This window comes from Pedobacter sp. 05T44 (assembly GCF_056395985.1).
The window spans coordinates 86,360-107,660 of record NZ_JBFTKO010000005.1 but is presented as its reverse complement, the minus strand read 5'-3'; the positions used below and the strand labels follow the sequence as shown (position 1 = coordinate 107,660).

The 21,301-nt window shown below is 37.8% G+C and carries 24 protein-coding genes; 15 read left to right on the top strand and 9 right to left on the bottom strand.

Translation table 11 applies throughout. The features are described from left to right. The first annotated feature begins 63 nt into the window (after positions 1–63). Together rimM and trmD are read left to right on the top strand one after the other, a co-directional pair. Positions 64–591: a ribosome maturation factor RimM gene (gene rimM / locus AC1DDK_RS10495; protein WP_048908112.1), complete on the top strand. Its 528-nt coding sequence runs from the start codon at positions 64–66 to the stop codon at positions 589–591. A 15-nt stretch (positions 592–606) separates the two neighbouring features. Beyond that, the gene (gene trmD / locus AC1DDK_RS10490) at positions 607–1,284 is read left to right on the top strand and encodes a tRNA (guanosine(37)-N1)-methyltransferase TrmD (protein WP_172662362.1); all 678 of its coding nucleotides are present in this window, start codon (positions 607–609) and stop codon (positions 1,282–1,284) included. On the opposite strand, the gene AC1DDK_RS10485 is transcribed toward trmD, so the two are convergent. Then, entirely contained in the window at positions 1,281–1,640 is a 360-nt protein-coding gene (locus AC1DDK_RS10485; protein ID WP_172662363.1) for a hypothetical protein, read from the bottom strand. The genes trmD and AC1DDK_RS10485 overlap by 4 nt on opposite strands. A 131-nt stretch (positions 1,641–1,771) precedes the next feature. On the opposite strand from AC1DDK_RS10485, the gene AC1DDK_RS10480 reads away from it, so the two are divergent. The 5 genes from AC1DDK_RS10480 (at position 1,772) to AC1DDK_RS10460 (ending at position 5,573) form a co-directional block, all read left to right on the top strand. Beyond that, a complete protein-coding gene (locus AC1DDK_RS10480) occupies positions 1,772–2,080 on the top strand; it encodes a hypothetical protein (protein WP_337717082.1) in 309 nt (102 codons plus the stop codon). 47 nt (positions 2,081–2,127) lie between these two features. After that, positions 2,128–2,421, top strand: a complete 294-nt coding sequence (locus AC1DDK_RS10475) for a hypothetical protein (RefSeq protein ID WP_172662365.1) — start codon at positions 2,128–2,130, stop codon at positions 2,419–2,421. Between the two features lie 202 nt (positions 2,422–2,623). Beyond that, positions 2,624–2,971, top strand: coding sequence for a 50S ribosomal protein L19 (gene rplS, locus AC1DDK_RS10470; RefSeq protein ID WP_048908108.1), 348 nt, complete (start codon positions 2,624–2,626; stop codon positions 2,969–2,971). 247 nt (positions 2,972–3,218) lie between these two features. Further along, the gene (locus tag AC1DDK_RS10465) at positions 3,219–4,445 is read left to right on the top strand and encodes a Glu/Leu/Phe/Val dehydrogenase dimerization domain-containing protein (RefSeq protein ID WP_172662366.1); all 1,227 of its coding nucleotides are present in this window, start codon (positions 3,219–3,221) and stop codon (positions 4,443–4,445) included. 3 nt (positions 4,446–4,448) lie between these two features. Then, positions 4,449–5,573, top strand: a complete 1,125-nt coding sequence (locus AC1DDK_RS10460) for a mechanosensitive ion channel family protein (RefSeq protein ID WP_288881364.1) — start codon at positions 4,449–4,451, stop codon at positions 5,571–5,573. A 76-nt stretch (positions 5,574–5,649) separates the two neighbouring features. Here AC1DDK_RS10460 and AC1DDK_RS10455 read toward each other — a convergent pair whose 3' ends face one another. From AC1DDK_RS10455 to AC1DDK_RS10445, 3 genes are read right to left on the bottom strand one after another with little or no spacing between them, the layout of a single operon-like run. Then, positions 5,650–6,309 (bottom strand): phosphatidylserine decarboxylase family protein, encoded by a 660-nt coding sequence (locus AC1DDK_RS10455; RefSeq protein ID WP_172662368.1) that lies wholly within the window; start codon positions 6,307–6,309, stop codon positions 5,650–5,652. Positions 6,310–6,355: 46 nt separating this feature from the next. Further along, complete coding sequence (gene hpt / locus AC1DDK_RS10450) at positions 6,356–6,913, bottom strand: hypoxanthine phosphoribosyltransferase (RefSeq protein WP_337717084.1); 558 nt, start codon at positions 6,911–6,913, stop codon at positions 6,356–6,358. A 32-nt stretch (positions 6,914–6,945) separates the two neighbouring features. Next, positions 6,946–9,123 (bottom strand): transglycosylase domain-containing protein, encoded by a 2,178-nt coding sequence (locus AC1DDK_RS10445; protein ID WP_172662370.1) that lies wholly within the window; start codon positions 9,121–9,123, stop codon positions 6,946–6,948. A gap of 161 nt (positions 9,124–9,284) precedes the next feature. On the opposite strand from AC1DDK_RS10445, the gene AC1DDK_RS10440 reads away from it, so the two are divergent. Genes AC1DDK_RS10440 through AC1DDK_RS10430 form a run of 3 tightly spaced genes read left to right on the top strand, consistent with a single transcriptional unit; the run spans position 9,285 to position 11,340 of the window. Next, on the top strand, positions 9,285–10,361 hold the full coding sequence (locus AC1DDK_RS10440) for an Mrp/NBP35 family ATP-binding protein (protein WP_172662371.1): 1,077 nt from the start codon (positions 9,285–9,287) through the stop codon (positions 10,359–10,361). Positions 10,362–10,398: 37 nt separating this feature from the next. Next, positions 10,399–10,644, top strand: a complete 246-nt coding sequence (locus AC1DDK_RS10435; RefSeq protein WP_048908103.1) for a NifU family protein — start codon at positions 10,399–10,401, stop codon at positions 10,642–10,644. A gap of 54 nt (positions 10,645–10,698) precedes the next feature. Further along, complete coding sequence (locus AC1DDK_RS10430; protein WP_172662372.1) at positions 10,699–11,340, top strand: peptidase associated/transthyretin-like domain-containing protein; 642 nt, start codon at positions 10,699–10,701, stop codon at positions 11,338–11,340. Here AC1DDK_RS10430 and def read toward each other — a convergent pair. From def to AC1DDK_RS10405, 5 genes are read right to left on the bottom strand one after another with little or no spacing between them, the layout of a single operon-like run. Continuing rightward, complete coding sequence (gene def / locus AC1DDK_RS10425) at positions 11,337–11,903, bottom strand: peptide deformylase (protein WP_048908101.1); 567 nt, start codon at positions 11,901–11,903, stop codon at positions 11,337–11,339. The two genes, AC1DDK_RS10430 and def, sit on opposite strands and share 4 nt — an antisense overlap. Before the next feature lie 18 nt (positions 11,904–11,921). Further along, entirely contained in the window at positions 11,922–13,151 is a 1,230-nt protein-coding gene (locus tag AC1DDK_RS10420) for a M16 family metallopeptidase (protein WP_337717085.1), read from the bottom strand. Between the two features lie 36 nt (positions 13,152–13,187). Beyond that, positions 13,188–13,640: a hypothetical protein gene (locus AC1DDK_RS10415; RefSeq protein ID WP_172662374.1), complete on the bottom strand. Its 453-nt coding sequence runs from the start codon at positions 13,638–13,640 to the stop codon at positions 13,188–13,190. 37 nt (positions 13,641–13,677) lie between these two features. Next, the gene (locus tag AC1DDK_RS10410) at positions 13,678–14,856 is read right to left on the bottom strand and encodes a hypothetical protein (protein ID WP_172662375.1); all 1,179 of its coding nucleotides are present in this window, start codon (positions 14,854–14,856) and stop codon (positions 13,678–13,680) included. Then, positions 14,853–15,833: a DUF2157 domain-containing protein gene (locus tag AC1DDK_RS10405; protein ID WP_337717087.1), complete on the bottom strand. Its 981-nt coding sequence runs from the start codon at positions 15,831–15,833 to the stop codon at positions 14,853–14,855. The genes AC1DDK_RS10410 and AC1DDK_RS10405 overlap by 4 nt, the downstream gene beginning before the upstream one ends. 140 nt (positions 15,834–15,973) lie before the next feature. On the opposite strand from AC1DDK_RS10405, the gene htpG reads away from it, so the two are divergent. The 5 genes from htpG (at position 15,974) to AC1DDK_RS10380 (ending at position 21,291) form a co-directional block, all read left to right on the top strand. Further along, the gene (htpG, locus tag AC1DDK_RS10400) at positions 15,974–17,863 is read left to right on the top strand and encodes a molecular chaperone HtpG (RefSeq protein WP_337717089.1); all 1,890 of its coding nucleotides are present in this window, start codon (positions 15,974–15,976) and stop codon (positions 17,861–17,863) included. Positions 17,864–18,042: 179 nt separating this feature from the next. Then, the gene (locus tag AC1DDK_RS10395; protein ID WP_172662377.1) at positions 18,043–18,747 is read left to right on the top strand and encodes a DUF4397 domain-containing protein; all 705 of its coding nucleotides are present in this window, start codon (positions 18,043–18,045) and stop codon (positions 18,745–18,747) included. Positions 18,748–18,896: 149 nt separating this feature from the next. Continuing rightward, positions 18,897–19,433, top strand: a complete 537-nt coding sequence (locus AC1DDK_RS10390; RefSeq protein ID WP_235207316.1) for an RNA polymerase sigma factor — start codon at positions 18,897–18,899, stop codon at positions 19,431–19,433. Further along, positions 19,420–20,670 (top strand): porin family protein, encoded by a 1,251-nt coding sequence (locus AC1DDK_RS10385; protein WP_172662378.1) that lies wholly within the window; start codon positions 19,420–19,422, stop codon positions 20,668–20,670. The genes AC1DDK_RS10390 and AC1DDK_RS10385 overlap by 14 nt, the downstream gene beginning before the upstream one ends. Positions 20,671–20,703: 33 nt before the next feature. After that, a complete protein-coding gene (locus tag AC1DDK_RS10380; RefSeq protein ID WP_172662379.1) occupies positions 20,704–21,291 on the top strand; it encodes a TlpA family protein disulfide reductase in 588 nt (195 codons plus the stop codon). Positions 21,292–21,301: the final 10 nt, after the last annotated feature.

The following is a 21,301-nucleotide window of genomic DNA, read 5'->3' as shown; positions in this document are numbered from 1 at the left end:
TGACGGAAGCTGAGGTGATGGTACTGTAGGAATACAACAAGACCAAAAATTAACGATACACCAATGAAAATAGAAGAAGCGTTTTATATAGGATACATTACCAAAACAAAGGGATTAAAGGGAGAGGTTCAGCTGTTCTTTGAATATGATGAGCCTGAATTACTGGAACTTGATGTGATTTTTGCTGATATAAATGGCAAAATGGTGCCTTTCTTTGTATCGTCTTATAAGCTTCAGACTAATAATACAGGGAATTTCTATTTTGACGACATCGATCATATAGACAAGGCCCAGCCTCTGTTAAGAAAAAAGGTATATCTGCCTTTAACAAAAATGCCAGATCGTTCTGATGAAGATTTTCATTATAATGATTTAAAAGGCTTTGTTGTTTTTGATGAAACACATGGGGAGCTTGGCGAAATTATTGAGGTAAATGAATACCCTCAGCAATTTGTTGCAACGGTAGCCTATCAAAGTAAGGAAATCCTGTTTCCTTTGAATGATGATATGATTGTTGAGATTGATGAGGATGAAGGCACTATGCTTGTTGATTTGCCCGAAGGCTTATTAGACATATATATCAATCCTTAATTTTATCTTTGCACCATGCGTTTTGACATTATAACTGTTTTGCCGGCTCTTTTGGATAGCCCTTTTGCCCACTCTATTTTGCAACGTGCTCAAAAGAAAGGTATTGCTGAGATAGTGGTTCATAACCTTAGAGATTATGCCACGAACAAGCAAAAAAGTGTAGATGATTATCCTTATGGTGGTGGTAGCGGCATGGTGATGTCTATTGAGCCTTTTGCCAGGTGTATAGAAGGGCTAAAGGCTGAACGTGATTACGATGAAGTAATTTTTATGAGCCCGGATGGGGTGACTTTTAACCAGACGATTGCAAATGAATTATCGGGCAAGGGCAACATTATGATTCTATGTGGTCATTACAAGGGCATAGACCAGCGCGTAAGAGATTTATTTGTAACACGTGAGATTTCTATCGGAGATTATGTTTTGTCGGGAGGAGAGCTTCCTGCAGCAGTTTTGGTTGATGCCATTGTAAGGCTTATTCCTGGTGTTTTGAATGATGAGACATCGGCTTTGTCTGATAGCTTCCAGGGAGAGCTACTGGATGCTCCTGTTTATACGAGGCCGGCTGACTGGAACGGACATAAAGTTCCTGATGTGCTATTAAGCGGTCACGAGGCAAAGATTAATGAATGGCGCCATGATCAGGCTTTGGCCAGAACACAACAACGTCGCCCTGATTTACTCGAAGACTAGTTTCCTTTGCTCAGGAGCGAAATAATTTTATCCTTATCTTTTATTTGATCTTTTAATGCGGTAAGCATCTCTTTGCAATTTTTCAAATTGCTCTTTAGATCGGTATACTCTGCTTTTTGATCGCTTACAAGGCTTTCTACGCTTTTGTTGCTGTACGGTATTACTGTTGTTTGAAAAAACGTGGCAGGCGGTACGTCAAGGACCTTTGAAAGGGTTATAATGTCATTATATTTTATTGATCCCCGGGTTAAACTCAGCTTCAGGCCATCAAAGGTTTTGTCCATTTTTTCAGCAAGCCAGGTCATGGATCTGCCTTTTTCTTTGAGTAGCTCATCGACTATCCGCTTTAATGCCATAAAAAAATTCGTATAAATTTGGCTAACACTTAAAATATTTGGTGTATTTATGCTATAAAATTATGAATAGCATTACATTTTTTTGATAAAAATACAAAAAATAAGTATAACCAAATTAAACTAACGTAAGTATGAAAAAAGTAAAGATCAGCGACAGTGCACCGAGGAAGTACAAGATTAACGAGTGTTTGCTAAAAAGATCGATCGGCCACCGCCGCGAAGCGATTAGAAAACTGCCCAAATATTTAAGCATCTCACTCAACACGCTTCATAATTATCGGAACATTCTTTTTAGTGATTCTCAGGATATTCCTCATGAAATTGTGGTGCTGTTTGAGCAATTATTTGAACTGCAGACAGGAGGATTGCTGAATAAGCCAATAAGAGGTAAAACGCTTGATGAGCTGATAAATACTGAACTACAGCAAAGTAGGGAATGATGTGTAGAATAAATTCAAAAAAACTGACTAACTGACAAGATTATATCATGAAAGAACAAAGAAAATATAAAATTGATGAAGCAATAAGAAAGTTAAACTTACCAAATTATAAGGCAGCACTAAGGATTATCCCACGTGAACTGGGAATTGCTTCTAATACTTTTCATAATTACAGGAAGCTAAAAGTTACGGATAAGGCAGATATTCCTTACGAAATGGTAAGAAAACTTGAGATTATGTTTCATATGAAAATAGGGGAGCTGGCCAACTCAAAAATTTGTTGTCAGGACTTAAGCGTGTTGATAATGGAATATAATAGCTCTGAGTCTGTTAGCGCCTAGCGAATAGTACTGGATACATGCTATTTACAGACGCTTTACCGGTCTAATTATTTATCTGAAAAATGAGTAGATTTGCTTTTGAATATGTGGAAATAATAAAGAATGTGGAAAAAAACAAAAATCGCTTTTATTTCTAAAATAAAATTCCTAATATTGCAGTCCGATTTTAAACAACAAAAAATCGGCTTAATAGCTTAAAATCATGGATTTAGTAAAATTTGTTGAAGAGCAGGTAATCGCAAAAAATGAGTTTCCTGCATTCAAATCAGGAGATACAGTGAGTGTTCACTATAAAATTCGCGAAGGTAATAAAGAACGTATTCAAATTTACCAAGGTGTAGTATTACAACGTAATAGCGTTGGTGCTAATGAAACGTTTACCGTTCGTAAAATGTCTAATGGTGTTGGTGTTGAACGTATCTTCCCGATAAATTCTCCAAACATCGCTAAAGTTGAAGTTAACAGTCACGGTAAAGTTCGCAGATCGAAATTATTCTATCTACGTGAGTTAACTGGTAAAGCAGCTCGTATCAAATCTAAAAGAGTTTAATTTCTTTAGAAAAAGCATATTAACCTTCCCGATTGTATCGGGGAGGTTTTTTTGTTTGCCCCGAAACCACTCTGTTCCGAGTAAATTATTACGATTTATCATTATTTTAATGATGTATCGTAAATGCACAGTTGCTTTTATCTAAGTTTGCTGTAACTAACTTATCGGATTTAACTAAATGCCTCATTATACCCGCTAAAGGTATAACGATGTTGTCAGTTTAATTCTGGAACTAACTGGAACATTGATGAAAGAACTATTAAAAAAATTTGAGGATAAACGACCTGAGATTGTTTTTGAGTGGAAAGACAAGGAATCTGAAGCCGAAGGCTGGGTAGTTATTAATTCACTACGCGGCGGTGCTGCGGGTGGAGGTACCCGAATGCGTAAGGGGCTAGACAAGAGAGAGGTTGAGTCTTTAGCAAAAACAATGGAGGTGAAATTTACCGTTTCGGGCCCACCTATAGGCGGAGCTAAGTCCGGAATTAATTTCGATCCTGCAGATCCAAGAAAAGCGCAGGTTCTTGAAAGGTGGTATAAGGCTGTAATGCCTTTGCTAAAAAGCTATTATGGCACCGGAGGCGATTTAAATATTGATGAAATTCATGAGGTTATCCCTATAACTGAAGATTATGGCTTATGGCATCCGCAGGAAGGGGTGATCAATGGGCATTATCAGGCTAGAGAGAATGAGCGCATTCATCAAATTGGTCAGTTACGCTATGGCGTTTCAAAGGTTCTTGAGGACTTGAACTACACTCCGGATATTAAAAGAAAATATAAGGTAGCTGATATGATTACAGGTTACGGTGTAGCAGAATCAATTGGCCATTTTTATAAGATCTGGGGAGGTGAGCTGGCAGGGAAAAAAGCAATTATTCAGGGTTGGGGTAATGTTGCTGCTTCGGCAGGATATTATCTGGCTCAAAATGGCGTAAAAATTGTTGGAATAATTGATCGTGTTGGTGGACTGATTAACACTAATGGCTTTACTGCCGAGGAAGTTATTGGTCTGTTTAACAACAGAACAGGCAATACGCTGATAGCTCCTTCGTTGTTGTCTTTTGAAGATGCCAATAAGGAGATATGGGACATCGGGGCAGAAATATTTGTTCCCGCTGCAGCCTCGCGTTTGGTAAAGCAAGAGGAGGTAGATCAGTTGATAATTGGTGGGCTTGAAGTGATTGCCTGTGGTGCAAACGTACCTTTTGCGGATAAGGAAATTTTCTTTGGCAGCATTATGGAACATGCGGATAATCACGTTGCTGTGATTCCTGATTTTATTTCTAATTGCGGTATGGCCAGAGTATTCGCATATTTAATGCAAAGAAATGTTGAAATGAGTGATGATGCTATTTTTTCCGATGCATCTGAAGTAATATATAAAGCAATGAAGGCTGTTTATAAGCACGATACAGCTAAAACCGGCTTGTCTAGAACGGCCTTTGAAATCGCACTAAAACAATTGGTATAAACTATGGATATTAATATTTTCGATCAGGTATTTTGGGGGAACACAGTAAAGCAATACTGTCTTTTTGGAGGGTTCATTTTATTGGGCCTGATTTTTAAAAGACTGGTATCTCGTCTGTTTAGTCTTTTGATTTTTACAGCATTTAAAAAATTTGCTGAAAATATTAAAGACGACACATTTGTATCGCTGCTTTTAAAGCCTATCGAATCTTTCATTACGTTTTGTACATTTTACCTTGCCGTAAATCAATTAAAATATCCTTTAGATGTTATCGTATGGCACAAGGCGAAATCTAAGCTTGAGGTGACTATAGGGGACTGTATCGATAAGATATTTTTGTTCTTCATCATTCTATCTATATTCTGGATTATTTTAAGGATAATCGACTTTATAGCGCATGTTTTAAAGTATAAGGCATCGTTAACCAATAACAAGGCTGATGATCAGTTAATTCCATTTTTAAAAGAGCTAACAAAAACTTTAATCTGCTTTTTAGGCTTCTTTGTGCTGTTGGGTTTTGTTTTTGAAATCAACGTGCTAACATTAATTACGGGATTAGGCATTGGAGGTATAGCTATAGCCCTGGCAGCTAAAGAGAGTTTAGAGAATTTAATAGGCTCTTTTACGATATTTCTGGATAAGCCCTTCACTGTAGGGGATGTGGTTAAGGTTGATGGAATTGAGGGAACGATAGAAAAGGTTGGCTTTAGGAGCACCTGGCTGATAAGTCCGGATAAGACAACAATTGTTATCCCGAACAGGGCAATGATTGATGGAGTACTGGAAAATGTTACTTTAAGGAATTACCGACGGGTAAACTTTCAGATAGGACTAACCTATGAAACGAAGAGTGAAGACGTAAAAAACATTGTAAATGCCATTAATGAATATTTAAATGGAAATGCCAATACAAAAGACGGGTATGCGACCTTTGATAATTTCGGCGATTTTGCATTACATGTACAGGTTGTGTATTTGGTGATAAATATGGAGCACAGCCAGTACGTTAAGGTAAAAGAAGAAATTAACTTTAAGCTGATTGAAATAGTAGAGCGGTATAAATCTGAGTTCGCTTACCCAACACAACGGTCGGTATCGGATGCTCCTGCTATTGAAAATAAGGGATAAAAGAGGGTTCTGGTCGTCATCTCGACGATAGGAGAGATGACGGGGTTCCCGGCTAACTATGAGGATACCAAATTCTTTAAGAAAGTTCAGCCAAAACGGTAATACCGCCTTTTACGACCTGATCGAGCTCAAGATTAACTTTGGTGCCAATTGGTAAAAATATATCTACTCTTGAACCAAATTTAATAAAGCCGAATTGTTCAGACTGCTCAACATTATCCCCCTCTTTAACATACCAAACAATGCGTCGGGCAAGTGCGCCTGCAATTTGTCTGAATAATACCGGAGTGCCATTTTTGTGTTCTACGACAACGGTTGTACGTTCGTTTTCTGTTGATGATTTCGGGTTCCATGCAGCAAGGTATTTGCCCGGATGGTATTTGAAGAATTTAACTACCCCAGAAATAGGGTTTCTGTTGATATGTACATTTACAGGCGACATAAATATGGATACCTGTAATCTTTTGTCTTTAAAATACTCGCCTTCCTGAGTTTCTTCGATCACTACAACTTTACCGTCGGCAGGGCAAATTACCAGATTATCACCCGTTGTAAAGTTACGGCTGGGGTTTCTGAAGAACTGTAGTACGGTAATAAACAGTGCAAAAGAAAAAATATAAATGAACCACCTTAACCAGGTAATGTCTGCAAATTTATAGTCAACAACTGCATTAATTATAAAGATGAAGAGTAGTGAAACAGCTATAGTGGTATATCCTTCTTTGTGTATGGTCATTCTTGTAGAAATATGTTTGGTGCAAAATTGGGAAAAAAATATCGGATTACGGTAAAAGAGGAGCAACAGTTTTGGCTCTGTAGATATCAGTAAGGTTTCTTCCGAGACCATTATAGTCTAGTCCGTAGCCCACAACAAATTCATTACTGAGTTCGAAGCCTACATATTCCAGTTCTTCAATTGGGCGTTTTAGGGCAGCTGGTTTTAATAAAAGGGAACAAACTTTAACAGATGCAGGGTTTTGTTTATATACTTCAGCAAGTATATAACTGAGGGTAAGTCCGGTATCAACAATGTCTTCAATCAGAATAACATCTCTATCCTTTAGGTCGTTAGGCAAACCAAAGGTCTCCCTGATGTTACCACTGCTTTCTGTGCCCTCATAAGACGAGACTTTGATAAACCCGACTTCGCAGGATATGGTAATCTCTTTTAAAAGATCGGCCATAAACAAAAAACTTCCGTTCAAAACGCCAATAAATATAGGGCAACGATTCTCGTAATCTACATTTATTTGGATGCCGATTAAGCGGGTTCGCTTAGCGATATTGTCATTTTGAATTAAGATTTCGAATTCTTTATCTTCTATTTGAATTTTGTTCATAGTTACGAGATTAACCAATAAGAGGGCGGCTGTTAGTTTTCTTTTTTCTGCTTTTCGAGCTCCTCTTCCAGGGCTTTTTCTTTTCTTCGCTGCTCTCTTTTTTCTTCTCTTAGTTGTTTCCGGGTTTTCTTCACTGTATCAACAGTTATATTCGGTTTTGAAATAGAATCTTTCTTTGCTTCTCCGCCAAATAACCGGTCAAACAGATTTTTAGAGGCATCATGTGTTTCTATTGCAGGTAGAGGGTCATCATTGTCAAAAGCATTTGTATCAATGGTGGTGGTGTCTGGCAATAAATATTGTCGTAGTCCTTCTCTTAGATGTACGTTATAGAAGCCATAACCGCTGGTATCAGGAGGAGTTAACCCTCTTTTGGCCATAATGTTCCCGATGTATTTAAAGTACGGATACATATAGTCTTTGAGGCCACCATCACCTCTGAACTTATATAAGGCTATTTTAGGTCGGGGAACTATATTTGCAAGGAATATGCCTTCTCCAATATTTAGGTCTGACGGTCTTTTTCCAAAATAATGTCTTGTAGCTTCACCGATACCGTAAACATTCTGCCCCATTTCAATAATGTTAAAATAGACTTCTAGCATTCTGTTTTTAGTAATAAGGTGGTTGTTTTCTATAAGCCAAACAATTAATATTTCCTCTGCTTTGCGGGCAAGGGTTTTTTGTCGACTTAAAAAAATGTTCTTAACCAATTGCATCGAAATGGTACTGCCACCACGAACAAACCTTTTCTCTTTAAAGTTTACTGCAAAAGATTTGCGAATCGATTCCTGAACGAACCCTTTATGTGTAAAGAAAGAAGGGTCTTCGGAGGTTAATATTGCATTTTTAAAGTTGCTCGAGACCTCTGAAAGCGGGGTGTAATTAGGATTGGAAGGGCCTATCATGATATCCCGCATCGGCTTTCCGCGCTCGTATGGTGTGTATATAAAGTCTTTATTAATTTTCTGCAGATTAGTTTTACCTAATTTTAAGATCTTAAAGTTTGCAGGTGTTAATCCCGAGTAAAACTTAACACTATCAGGCAAAGAGCTGTCAAGATAAAAGTCAAGATCGTACTTAAGCTTCCCGCTCACTTTTAATCCTTCCAGCGATTCGAATAGTCCATGCGGAAAAGAGTTGAAAAGCTCCTGGGCATCTTGCTCCGGAGCACGAACTTTTACCTCATAGATCTTGTTAGGAGATAGTGTATATTTTAAGTATGGGTGTATCGTCGCATTTTTTAAAAGAATTGTTGAAGAGCTATCCAGTGCAAGGTAGTTTTCTCCGATAAGCATATCGGCATTAATCTTTGCATCGGGGACAACGATATCATTGGACGCAATTTTTGGATGATTGATAAGTAAGTTCTTTACCGACCATGAGCCTTCTATTTTGAAAGCATCGCCACTATAGTCTGCATTTTTCATCTCTGTTCTGACGGTGTCAAAGCTAAACTTAGCGTGCAGTTTATCATTAAGATATTGAAGCTGAACAGGACCTTTGTCTGCAAACAGCATCACATCGAGCTGTTTTTTCCCCGGCTTTAATTTCCCGTTTATATGCCAGGTTGCGTCTTTATCATTTACAAGTATTGTAGAGGTTAGGTCGCCATCGTCTATTGTTGCGGTGGTGGTTAAGAACTTTAAATGGGCGGTGTCGTTATCATTAACGGCTAACATCAGGTTTTTAACCTCCATGTTGTCCGGTATTTTATAAAGAAACTGATTAAGTAGGTTGTGGGCTAAATCACCAAGATCTACCTTAGATTTTTTCTCTGTACTATCTTTCTTTTTACGTTTTAGAATGAAGTCGAGATTGCTAAGTGAATCTTTAAATACAATATTTATTTTGCCGGTATTTAGGGTAACTTCAGATAATTTTACATTGCCAACAATTAAGGGAAACAGTTTTACACCTACAGTTAGATCATTGATGGTGGTTAAGGTATCTCTATCTTTAGGTACAATTGTAATATTGGTCATGTGAACGGTACTAAGACCACTAAAGCCAGCCGTTCCAATTTTAATATTCAGATTAAAGTCTTTGTCGGCCTTGGCAATTGCTTTGGCCATCATTGTCTTTAGTAAAGCTTCTCTTTTGTTGTAAGCAATGGCACCAACCGTAATGCAAACCACTAGAAAACAGCCTAAAACCCACGCTCCTATCTTTATGTATTTTTTAGGGATATTAATTTTTGGAAGATGCATGCTGTAGAATAAAATTTTTATTGCTAAACGTTAAATACAAATGTTTATTTCGTGTTAAAATTACACTAAAAACGCTAAAGTCAATTAAAATTATTCACCCATTTGCAATAATGTAACGAAGAGCCATGAATGCTTGGGGAGTTTTAGTTAAATTTGTAACAATGATTATTAGCCAAGAACAAGTCCTTGCTGCCTTGAGAAATGTTGAAGACCCTGACCTTAAGAAAGATCTGGTGACTTTGAACATGATCAAAGACTTAAAAATAGAAGATAAGAACGTAAGTTTTACCTTAGAACTGACGACTCCTGCATGTCCTATGAAGGATATGCTTAAGAATGCCTGCCTTAACTCGATTAAACATTTTGTTAGCCAGGAGGCAGAGGTGACTATCAATATTACTTCGAGGGTAACCAAGCCAATGGATAGCACCCAGTTAAAAGACATTAGAAATATCATTCTGGTTTCATCTGGAAAAGGTGGTGTAGGGAAATCGACTGTTGCAAGTAACCTGGCCGTGTCTTTAGCTGCTGATGGAGCAAAGGTTGGCCTGATAGATGCGGATATTTACGGGCCATCTGTGCCTACAATGTTCGATCTGGTTGGTGCAAAGCCAAGTGCGAGGGAAACGCAAGACGGTAAAACGCTGATCTTGCCAATTGAAAAGTATGGTATAAAATTACTGTCGCTAGGTTTTTTTGCAGATCCTGATCAGCCAGTGCCATGGCGCGGACCGATGGCTTCGAATGCAGTAAAGCAGTTGTTTAATGATGCCGATTGGGGTGAGCTTGATTACCTGATCGTAGATCTTCCTCCGGGTACCGGAGATATCCACATCACCATTACGCAAAGCTTTCCAATTACCGGGGCTGTAATCGTTACCACTCCTCAGCAGGTGGCTTTAGCTGATACCAGAAAAGGGTTAGCTATGTTTAAAATGCCGGGCATCAATATTCCTGTTTTAGGAGTTGTCGAAAATATGGCTTATTTTACACCTGAAGAATTGCCAGAGAATAAGTATTATATTTTTGGTAAAGATGGAGGTAAAGAATTGGCAAAATCTTTTGATGTGCCGTTTTTAGGTGAAATTCCAATTGTACAAAGTATTGCAGAAGCAGGAGATAATGGAGCGCCTATAGCCTTAAATACAGAGAGTGTGCTTTCTGGAGCATTCGCAGAAATAGCAGGAAAAGTAGCGCAGCAGGTAGCTATAAATAATGCACAAACTGCTAATTGCTAAAAATTTACTATTTTTATACTTTAATAAAATATAACCAATGAATTTAACAGAACAAGTAGAGCAGGCACTAGAGACCATTCGTCCGTATTTAATAGCGGATGGTGGAGACGTTGCGATTGAAGAGATTACGCCGGAGAATGTAGTTAAATTAAAATTATTAGGTAACTGCGGATCCTGCAAAATGAGCTTTATGACAATGAAAGCGGGCATTGAACAAGCAATTATGAAGGCAGTACCACAAATTACTTCAGTAGTAGCTATAAATTTAGCTGAGCCAGTATAAACGATTTAACACTATTTAACTAGCCGTTTTACCAAATACAGCTAATTTTGTAACATGAAGTATTCGTTCACCTTAATATTGCTTCTTTTCGTTTCCTCGGTATTTGCACAGCAAATAACTACGGATAAGAAATTGATCCAATTTTCCGGAATTATTACCGATGTGGATAGTAATACTGTTGTGCCTTACGTTACGGTTACAAATTTATCAAACAAGGAGCAGCGTTATGCGGCCAATTATAAGGGCTTCTTTTCTTTTATCGCCCATCCCGGAGATACGATTTTGTATACTGCAGTAGGTTATAAAGATTTGCTTTTAGCTGTTCCCTCTGTAATTAATGATACTAAGTACACGGCTATGATTAAGCTGAAAGCTGAGATCATCAACCTTCCTACCGTTCGGGTTTATCCCTGGGCAACTGTGGAGGAATTTACGAGAGACTTTATGTCTATGAAGATAGCAGACGATGATTACGCTATCGCTGCTAAAAACCTTTCACAAGAAAGCCTGTCTGGTTTAATGCAAACCCTTCCAAGAGATGGTGGAGAAATTCAGAGCACGAATTTCAGGACAAATCATGAAAGGTCGCTAAACAAGAACATGGTTCAAACGAATCCTTTGCTTAATCCATTTGCATGGGGTAAACTAATGCAGTCTATCTTTAAGGGAGATAAGAGTAGAAGCGCCGATAATTAGCGCTTTTTACCTTTGTGTTGATTAGGGAAACGCATCTTATAATCGGCCTTTATATTGCCTTTAGAAATTGCATCTAACTTACTTTGAAGCATTCTTTTACGCAATAATCCTAATTTATCTGTAAATAAAGTGCCTTCTATATGGTCGTATTCGTGTTGAATAACACGAGCAGGCATACCTGTAAATTCTTCGGTATGAAGCTCCCAGTTCTCATCATAATATTCAATAAGAACATTTGGTTTACGGGTCACATCTTCTCTGATGTCAGGAATACTTAAGCATCCTTCATTAAAAGCCCATGGTTCTCCGGTTTCTTCCAGAATTTCAGCATTGATAAATACCTTTTTAAAACGGTTTTTATCTTTTTCATCGGCGCCAGTATCCACAATAAACAGGCGTATTGGTAACCCAATCTGAGGGGCTGCCAAGCCAACACCGCTTGCATTATACATGGTGTCGAACATATTGGTGATTAGCTGTGCCAAATCCGGGTATGTCTCATCAATTGGAGCGCATACTTTTTTCAAAACCGGATCTCCGTATGCTACAATGGGTAACTTCATTCTGCAAAAATACAAATATTACCCTAAAGGATAAAAAGTTAGCGCACTAAGATTACTTTCATCTAATATTTCATTGGTAATATTACCAATATCTGTTGTTGATACTGCCTGTATCTTGCTGAAAACGGTTTCGAGATCATCTATTTTATCGTAGTCGATAAGGCTTTTGGCCATAGAAATAATGAGTCCGATTCGGTTTTCTTCGCCCAGGGCAATCTGTCCGATGAATTTATTCTTAGCTTTTTGGAGTTGTACTTCGCTGAAGTGATTATCGCGAAGCTTTTTCAGTTCTTTAAAAATAAGCGCACTTGCCTTATTTACTTTTTCCTTATCAGTGCCAAAATAAAGGGTAAAAATACCTGTATCACTTAATGGACTATAGCCAGATTCAATGGTATAGGCAATTCCATACTTTTCTCTGATTTGAAGGTTCAGGATAGAGCTCATTCCATTGCCCCCAAGAAGGTTGTTTAATAATAACAGACCTGTTTTATAAGGGTGATGTAAAGAGTAAGCCTGAGAGCCTAGCATTGCATGGGCTTGCTGGATTGGCTTATTGAATGTTTTAGTAACAACAGGAGCCTTTAATGGGGTTTCTCTGGTTGATGTATGCAGGTTAGCCGGGATTTCCGAATAGTGTTTTGCGCCAACTTTTACAACCTTATTTAAAGAATAATTGCCCAATACCGCAATTACCATCTTATCTGTATGATAGTTTTCTTTTATAAACTGATGAATGTCTTTCTGAGTGATTTTGCTTACGCTTTCTGTTGTCCCCAGTATATTGCGTCCAAGTGCGTGTCCCGAAAATACCAAATCCTCAAAATCGTCATAAATAGCTTCTTCAGGCTGATCGAGGTAGGAGGCTATTTCATCCAGTATCACACTTTTCTCTTTATCCATTTCATCTTCAGGAAATGTAGAATGAAAAACGATATCGTTAAAAAGCTCCAGGGTTCTGTCCAGATAGGGGTTTAGAAATGAAGCATGGATGCATGTATACTCTTTTGTGGTATAGGCATTTAAGTCTGCGCCAACACTTTCAAGTCTATTTAATATTTGATTTGTACTGCGCTTTTCGGTACGCTTAAAAATCAGGTGCTCAATAAAATGGGCCAGTCCTGGATTTTCATCGTTCTCATCTCTGGAGCCACTATTAATAATAATACAGGCATGAGATATTGCTGATGCAGATGGTACATGAAGTATGCGGATGCCATTAGGCAAGGTGTGAACGTTGTATTCCATTAATTGTGCAAAGATACAGAGAAATATATCATGCGATTATAATTTTTCTGTGTCCGGATAGTTCAGGTTTAGGACCTCAATAATAGCCTGTTTGTTTGGCCTTGCTGATAACAGGAGCATAAAGAAAACCACTCCGGCAATCAGAAACACAATGTTGCCACTTACCAGAAACCCAACAATATTTAACAGTGCCGGAAGTTCGAATAGAGCTGTGCGCATTAAAAAAGCCACTTGATATTTATTGATCTTGTCATCTGCAGAAAGTCCATGAAGATTAGATAATTGCTTTTTGAACAGGAACTGCCCTAATGCAATTGAAACAAGACCAATCAAAGGGAATAGCGGGAAGAATATATCATTCTGATTCAAATCAGCATCCAGGTAAAGACGATCTTTAACGGTTAGATACGAGGTGGCTGCCATTAAAACGATGGCCAGGCAGAATGCAAGATGTATGGTTTGCATTGCTTTTAATTTGGAAGAGTTCATTCTTAAAGCATTAAGTTAGCTCAAGATAACGATTTCTTTAGAAATTACCACTGGCGCCACCACCTCCAAAGTCTCCACCACCAAATCTGGTATTTTCGCCCTGAGGCTGGGTGCCAGAGAAAGTTTCAGATACAATGAGTGATTCTACTTTTAGCTTGTCCATAAAATTCCCGTCTTCTAAATCTTCATAGGTAAAGCCGTGTTTAGGTGTTTTAAGGTATTTCATTACCATATAACAAATCCCCAACAGGATGATCCCGACAATGCTAAGCGCACCTTCAATTGGCATGAGATGGTAGTAGTTTCTGAAAGTAAATGCTGCTGCCGCTACTAGGATCAGGCCTGTTCGTAATATGATTACGTCTTTGTTTTTTATTCCAAGCCCTAAATAAATAAAAGGGATAAGGATAGTCCATGCCCAGAAGAAAAATCCAAAGGGAACAGGAGCCGGTTCTGCGCTATTGTATATGCCTTCGCTAGCAGGGCTAAGCGATTGTACCACGTAATAATTTCCTGCCAGATATAAAACAAGCAAACTTACAATTTGAACTACATATAAACAGCTGGTGTAATAGAGGCTAGCTTTTTTTCCGATACTCCGTTTGGATAAAAAATAAATTCCTGAACAGACGATCATCATTAAAAAGGGCATGGTTGCCATTCCCCATGAAAAAAGGTCTTTCCAAACGAAAAAGATAGTGGCAATAAGCGCTAAAAGGCCTATTGCTGTCATTAACATATCTGTAAAGCGGACAGCATAGAACAGTGCTAATAAACATAAAAAGAATGAAATTCGTGAATAAGGGAAATTATTGCTTACATCTGCTTGTAGTATAATAAATGCAGTTAAAACCAGTCCTCCTGAAATCCACATTAAGGCATCATCAACTCCTGATTTAAAATGATTGCTTTTTCTTACCATTAGCTCGAGAGCGATGTAAGTAAGAATCCCCACAAAAAAAGAAAAGCCCCATTTGTCAATAACATTCGTGTCGCTTACCATAAGCATCAGTAATCCAATGGAAAAGGAAACAATGATGCAGGTTAGAATAAACAGACCTATTCTGATAAAAATATTAGGAGAATAAAATCCTACAGGATGTTTATCCTCTATTTCCTTTTGCTCGTTAATACTTATTGCTTCTGCTTTACGGGCCTTTTGTGCTTCTTCTCTAATTAATAAATTAGCCAGCCAAATGTTGTTATAAATAATCATACGGCTTTAATTTTCTTGTTGAGGTTAATTAATAGAAATATAATACCAATTGCAGAGGCAATAAAATACATAAACGAAAGGGTGATTGATGCATCATCTTTCATCGCGAAAAGCCCCCTTACTACGAGGGTGCTAATGGCTATATAAGTATAGATAACAACCAGTAACAAGAAGTAGAAAGACTGATGTTTCATGGCATCTTTATAAATGTAGAAGGCCAGTGCAAACATGGCAACCATGAATAGAAATGAAAAGGCCGAATCATAATAAAAGAAGTAGCCTGCTAATAGCGATATAAAGGAAAGGTGTACACCGAAATGTTGGTAAGTAAACCTGAAGTGCTTTTTAAAGTTAAAATAGACGCTCAGGTAGGCAGCAAGAAGTAGTAATAATCCTAGAAACAGATAAGTATATATAACGGTCTGACTATTAAAATCAGCGTTTAACAGCAATTGCTTTGGGGTTACAGATACGCCCATCCAAATGGCTAGATTGGTAATTCCCATGGCTAAAATACCCAGATGATCAAACTCATAGGCAATATAAAACAATGCAACCATCGGGATGAAAGTTGCCATTCCGTAGTTGGTGCCAAATACGGTATACTGGAACTGCAAATAACCAACAAATGATAAAAAGCTAAGGCAGCCCAGAAGGAGGATATAATCAAAAAATGAGTTCGGAGATTTTATCAATTCTTTGCTAAAGGGCTTCTTATTTTTGAAGCAATAAAAAAAACATCCGCCACTGATGGCAGCAATGATCAATAAAATGACCTGATGGCCAATTGTATCTATGTTTTTATAGATGAGAATACCCATGCCGGAACTTAACAGCATAACACCTAGGTAAAGTAAAGTTTTTATCTCCCAATGCAAGGAAAACAATGTAGTTCGGGAGGCATTTTTGACCTTTTCGAATGATTCTTCGGAAATACTGCCTTCTTCAAAAAGCTTTTTAAAAAATTCAATGTTCATTGGTTGAGATGTTGATCATAGGATACTCAAGTATACAAAAAAGATGTCGTGTAAATGTTACTTACTGTCAATTTGACAACAAAAAGTAATTTGGAACATCCATTGATAGTGAGCCTATGTACTTAAAAATGAGTTAACATATGAGCATAGAAGAAAAAGGAACGATATCCATTCACACGGAGAACATTTTCCCAATCATCAAGAAATTCCTGTATTCCGATAACGAGATCTTTTTAAGAGAACTTGTTTCAAATGCCGTTGATGCGGTACAAAAAATTAAACGCTTAGCAGCCCTTGGTCAGTATAGCGGAGAGCTGGGTAACCCTTTAGTAGAGGTTGCTGTTGACAAAGAAAAGAAGACCATTACCATTACCGATAATGGTTTGGGGATGACTGCCGAAGAGATCAAAAAATACATCAATCAGGTCGCGTTTTCGGGAGCAAGTGAGTTTGTAGAGAAATTTAAAGACGCCAAAGATGCTAATGAGATCATTGGTAAGTTTGGTTTAGGCTTTTATTCGGCCTTTATGGTATCTGATTTGGTAGAGATCCAAACACTTTCTTATCAGGAAGGCGCAGAGCCGGCAAGATGGGTTTGCGATGGCAGTACCGAGTTTGAAATTACTGCAGGCAGCAAAACAACACGCGGCACTGAAATTATCCTCCACATAAATGCAGAGTCTGAGGAGTTTTTAGACAATCACAAAATAGAAGAGATTCTTGATAAGTATGGCAAATTTTTACCTGTACCCATTAAGTTTGGAACAAAAACAGTTCAGGAGCCAGATGGTGAAGATGAAGAAGGAAAACCAAAAACTATAGGAGTTGAGGTTGATAATATTATCAATACAACCAATCCGATCTGGACTAAGGCGCCTGCAGATTTGTCAGACGAAGACTATCTTGCATTTTACAAGCAATTATATCCATTCTCTGAAGATCCATTGTTCTGGATCCATTTGAATGTAGATTATCCTTTTAACTTAACCGGAGTATTGTATTTCCCTAAAGTGAAAAATGATTTTGATATGCAGCGCAATAAGATCAAGTTGTTTTCGCGCCAGGTATTTATTACCGATGAGGTAAAAGATATTGTGCCGGAGTTCTTGATGTTATTACATGGTGTTATTGACTCACCTGATATTCCTTTGAACGTTTCAAGAAGCTTTTTACAGGCAGATAGTAATGTTAAAAAAATCAACAGCTATATCACTAAAAAAGTTGCTGATAAACTTCAGGAGCTGTTTAACAAAGACCGTAAAGGATATGAAGAAAAGTGGGGAGATATTGGTCTGTTCGTAAAATACGGAATGGTAAGTGAAGAGAAATTTAATGACAAAGCAAAAGATTTTGCATTACTTACAAACACCAAGAACGAAAACTTTACGCTTGATGAGTATCGTGAAAAAGTTAAAGATTTCCAAACTGATAAAAACGGACAGGTAGTTTATATCTACTCAAACGACCCTTCAAAACAAGATAGCTTTATTCAATCGGCCAACAAAAAGGATTACGATGTGTTGTTGATGAATTCTGCTATTGATAATCACTTTGTTAGTCACCTGGAGCAAAAGCTTGAAAAAACTGCTTTAAAGCGTGTAGATTCGAGCGTAGCTGATAAATTAATTGAAAAAGGCGATGCTATTGAGTCTGTGCTTACTGAGGAACAAAGTAAAACGGTGTCGAGCATTTTTGAAAAAGCAATAACGAAACCAGGCATGCACGTAGAGGTGGTGGGCTTAAATCCGGATGAATTACCTGTTACGGTAACTATGGATGAGTTTATGCGTCGTATGAAGGACATGGCACAAATGGGTGGCGGAATGGGCTTCTATGGCAATATGCCCGACAGTTATAAGGTTGCTATTAACGGAAACCATAAATTGATTGGAAAGATCCTTAAAACAGATAACGAGGAAGAACAGAGCCTGCTTGCTAAACAAGCGGTGGATTTAGCTTTGCTTGCTCAGGGAATGTTAACAGGAGCAGAATTAACAGCTTTTGTAAGCAGAAGCGTTGAGCTGATCTAGGCTTTTAAATCTATAATGTATTTATATCCCGCCATGAATTTTTCATAGCGGGATATTTATTTTTAAGGCTGGTGTAGCGTTTTGACGGTCAGAGTCGTTTTAGTGAAAAAAAGTGTTAATGGCCATTAACCATTTAGTTTATTAATCGTAAAAAACAACCCTTAAAAAGATAGTACATTATGGAAATTTCAAACAAATTTAAAGCGATATCGAAAACACTTATTGCTGCGGTTACCATCTCAGCAGTATTGGTGTCTTGTTCAAAGGATAAGATAGACTATACACCACAACCGATATCTGCTATGGATGTTATCCATGCTTCTCCAACTACTGAAAAATTAGATTTTTATATTGGAGATACCAAGGTAAACAACGATGATTTTGCTTACACCAACAGAATTGACTATAAGCAAATTTATTCAGGAGAGAGAGACGTAAAAATCACCAAAAAAGGATCTTCTACCAGCGTTTTAACAGAAAAATTAAAATTAGCCGATCAAAAGGCATATTCACTTTTCATTATCGATTCATTTGATAAAGTAAAGTTCTTGTTGGTTAAAGATTCTGTTACCATGCCAGGTGCCGGTAAAGCGAAACTTCGTTTCATAAACCTTAGCCCTGACGCTCCTGCATTAAGTTTATCGATAGTTGGAAAAGATGTGCCAGTAGCTACTAATAAACAATTTAAAGAATATAGTAACTTTGAAAGTGTTGATGCTGGTGATAAAGTATCATTCAAAGTTAAAGACGCTGCCGGTGCTGATGTTGCAACGTTGGCTGATCAAAAAATTGAGAACGGAAAAGTTTATACCATTTGGGTAAAAGGACTTAAGGCAGCTACAACAGAAGAAATGAAGGTTGGAGCAGCTATTTTTACTCACTAACAATAAGATTTAATAAGCCGGCCTGCAATTTAAGTCGGCTTAAATTAAATTTATTTGGTTTGCTGTACGCTATATGATATGATTATAAGAAGAATTCTTAATTGTGCTGAAGAAGAATGCTCGGGCTTGAGGATATTATAGCGGGGTGTTTGAAGAATGACAACAAGAGTAAAGAGATGATCTATAAATCATTCTATGGCTATTTAATGGGCGTTGTTTTGCGTTATGTTAACGATAGAAATGACTCGGAAGAGCTTGTAAATGACAGTTTTATAAAGATTTTTAAAGGAATAACGCAATTTAGTTTTCCAAAAGATAACACCGAATTACAAAAGGCCTTTAAGGGCTGGATAGCAAGAATTTCATCAAGAACAGCAATAGATTTTTTAAGAACAAAAAGGACATACTTGTATGTTGATGATATTAGTGAGGATCAGCAACCGCTTACACAAGTCAATGCTGTGTCGCAATTAAATGTGCAAGACATTTTAAAGCTGCTTAATCAATTGCCGGAAACACACCGGCTTATTTTTAATATGTATGAAATTGAAGGTTTTTCGCACGATGAGATATCGAAAATGTTGAACATTCCAGAGAGCTCAAGCAGGGTATACCTTACACGAGCCAAGAATAAGTTGAGGGACCTGTATTCTAAAACATTAATTAATTCATATGCAACCAATTGAACATATGAAAGGATCTGAAGATGAGTTAATAGCTCATATAAAGGAAAGTCTGACAGGGCATGAGGAGGAGTATGTTCCGGGCTCATGGGAAAACTTCAATCAAATTGAAGGGAAAAGGAATGCAAAAGTATTATGGTTGTGGCGCTTAAGCAGCGCGGCGGCAGTAATACTTATTGCCGGTGCAGCAATTATACTTTTCACCAACAAAACAACAGATGTATTGCCTGTACAAAACGTACAACATAAGCAAAAGGAAACACCTGCCCCTTCTGTAAAAATTGAAGAGAACATTGTACAAGAAGCAGATTTGCCGATAGTGGAGAAGGAACATGAGCAATTAGCTGCGGTAAGAGAAAGCAATAATATATCTGTTTATACCGCTGCTCAAGAGCCTTTAAATACCCTTTCGGCCTCCTCTACAGAAGCAATTGCTGAAAAATCCAATCCCGTTGTTGTACCTTCGGTTCGCGTTCCAGATACTAAGCAAGAGATTGTTAAAACAGAAACGAAACCAATAGCAACGGAAAATAAAACCACTCTTTTCCAGGAGTTTCTAAACAATGAAACCAAAAAGAATCAGGGAGAAGTGCTGGCAAAATCATCGGCTCCCCGAAAAGAAGACAAATGGGAAATGGGACTTGTTGTTTCGCCATCATTTGGAAATACAAAAAAACTCAACATGGGTTATGGGGTAAGTATGGGATATGCTTTATCAGACAAAATCTCCTTAAACTCCGGCGTATCATATAGCGAAATGGCCGCATCAAGAAGCCTGCCTGCTCCTGTAAGTACCGCTATTGCTGGCGAAAGTAAAAATTTAGAATCAATAGAGGCTAAGGTAACCGGTATAGATATTCCGCTTGAACTGAAGTACCGTTTAAGTAAAAACCTGTATGCCAATGTTGGAGTATCTGCATTTGCCGTAATTAATCAGAAACAGAGCAACAGTTACATTCAGGAAAAATTGGTAGAGCGTGCTGTAAGTTCTGGTGGTGATGGATTGGCGGAGCTTAAGACATTTGCCGTAAATGAAAGGGTAGTAGAACCAGCACAGGATTCTGAAATTAAAGATGGAAGGTATATCGGATTCTATAATTTTTCATTTGGCTATAAACAAAAGATATCTAAAAATAAAGCCGTATCAATAGAACCTTTTATGAAAGTTCCAATGAAAGAGGTTTCTAAAGAGAATTTGCGATTAATAGGCACAGGCGTAAGACTTAAGCTGGATTTTTAGCGTTTATTTTTAAACGCGTAACTTTGCCTGGCTATGAAAGAGATGATGACGAAGAAAAATATTGTTAATGCGGTCTTTATAGCATTGTTTCTGGTGATTTTATTTGTTCCTTCGGCCAAGGCATTTCTAATGCAGGGCTTAATGGAAATCGGGTTGTTCAAACCTAAAACAGCACCAATAGCAAAGGGAACACCTCCGGCAGATTTGTCGGGAATTAAGTTCGAAGACAAGACCGGGAAGGTTACAGACCTCGGCTCATTAAAGGGCAAAGTAATTTTTATTAATTTCTGGGCTACCTGGTGCCCTCCGTGCCTGGCAGAAATGCCATCTATCAACAAGCTTTATGAACAATACAAGAATGATAAGGATGTTGTATTTATAATGGTAGATGCTGACAGCGACTTAGCTAAAGCTCAACAGTATATGGACAAGAGAAGTTATCAAATGCCGGTTTATTCTGTAGCAAGCAATATTCCGGAAAATCTTTTTAAAGGAGCATTGCCTACAACAATTGTTTTTGATAAGCAAGGTAGGCTATCTTATAATGAGTCTGGGGCAGCCAACTATTCAAGTTCAAAATTCATTGAATTCATTGAACAATTAAAGGGCCTTAAGATTTAACATTTTTTAA

Coding starts and splice junctions, on each gene's coding strand:
- rimM (WP_048908112.1), top strand. CDS start 64: ATGAAAATAGAAGAAGCGTTTTATATAGGATACATTACCAAAACAAAG.
- trmD (WP_172662362.1), top strand. CDS start 607: ATGCGTTTTGACATTATAACTGTTTTGCCGGCTCTTTTGGATAGCCCT.
- AC1DDK_RS10485 (WP_172662363.1), bottom strand. CDS start 1,640: ATGGCATTAAAGCGGATAGTCGATGAGCTACTCAAAGAAAAAGGCAGA.
- AC1DDK_RS10480 (WP_337717082.1), top strand. CDS start 1,772: ATGAAAAAAGTAAAGATCAGCGACAGTGCACCGAGGAAGTACAAGATT.
- AC1DDK_RS10475 (WP_172662365.1), top strand. CDS start 2,128: ATGAAAGAACAAAGAAAATATAAAATTGATGAAGCAATAAGAAAGTTA.
- rplS (WP_048908108.1), top strand. CDS start 2,624: ATGGATTTAGTAAAATTTGTTGAAGAGCAGGTAATCGCAAAAAATGAG.
- AC1DDK_RS10465 (WP_172662366.1), top strand. CDS start 3,219: ATGAAAGAACTATTAAAAAAATTTGAGGATAAACGACCTGAGATTGTT.
- AC1DDK_RS10460 (WP_288881364.1), top strand. CDS start 4,449: ATGGATATTAATATTTTCGATCAGGTATTTTGGGGGAACACAGTAAAG.
- AC1DDK_RS10455 (WP_172662368.1), bottom strand. CDS start 6,309: ATGACCATACACAAAGAAGGATATACCACTATAGCTGTTTCACTACTC.
- hpt (WP_337717084.1), bottom strand. CDS start 6,913: ATGAACAAAATTCAAATAGAAGATAAAGAATTCGAAATCTTAATTCAA.
- AC1DDK_RS10445 (WP_172662370.1), bottom strand. CDS start 9,123: ATGCATCTTCCAAAAATTAATATCCCTAAAAAATACATAAAGATAGGA.
- AC1DDK_RS10440 (WP_172662371.1), top strand. CDS start 9,285: ATGATTATTAGCCAAGAACAAGTCCTTGCTGCCTTGAGAAATGTTGAA.
- AC1DDK_RS10435 (WP_048908103.1), top strand. CDS start 10,399: ATGAATTTAACAGAACAAGTAGAGCAGGCACTAGAGACCATTCGTCCG.
- AC1DDK_RS10430 (WP_172662372.1), top strand. CDS start 10,699: ATGAAGTATTCGTTCACCTTAATATTGCTTCTTTTCGTTTCCTCGGTA.
- def (WP_048908101.1), bottom strand. CDS start 11,903: ATGAAGTTACCCATTGTAGCATACGGAGATCCGGTTTTGAAAAAAGTA.
- AC1DDK_RS10420 (WP_337717085.1), bottom strand. CDS start 13,151: ATGGAATACAACGTTCACACCTTGCCTAATGGCATCCGCATACTTCAT.
- AC1DDK_RS10415 (WP_172662374.1), bottom strand. CDS start 13,640: ATGAACTCTTCCAAATTAAAAGCAATGCAAACCATACATCTTGCATTC.
- AC1DDK_RS10410 (WP_172662375.1), bottom strand. CDS start 14,856: ATGATTATTTATAACAACATTTGGCTGGCTAATTTATTAATTAGAGAA.
- AC1DDK_RS10405 (WP_337717087.1), bottom strand. CDS start 15,833: ATGAACATTGAATTTTTTAAAAAGCTTTTTGAAGAAGGCAGTATTTCC.
- htpG (WP_337717089.1), top strand. CDS start 15,974: ATGAGCATAGAAGAAAAAGGAACGATATCCATTCACACGGAGAACATT.
- AC1DDK_RS10395 (WP_172662377.1), top strand. CDS start 18,043: ATGGAAATTTCAAACAAATTTAAAGCGATATCGAAAACACTTATTGCT.
- AC1DDK_RS10385 (WP_172662378.1), top strand. CDS start 19,420: ATGCAACCAATTGAACATATGAAAGGATCTGAAGATGAGTTAATAGCT.
- AC1DDK_RS10380 (WP_172662379.1), top strand. CDS start 20,704: ATGAAAGAGATGATGACGAAGAAAAATATTGTTAATGCGGTCTTTATA.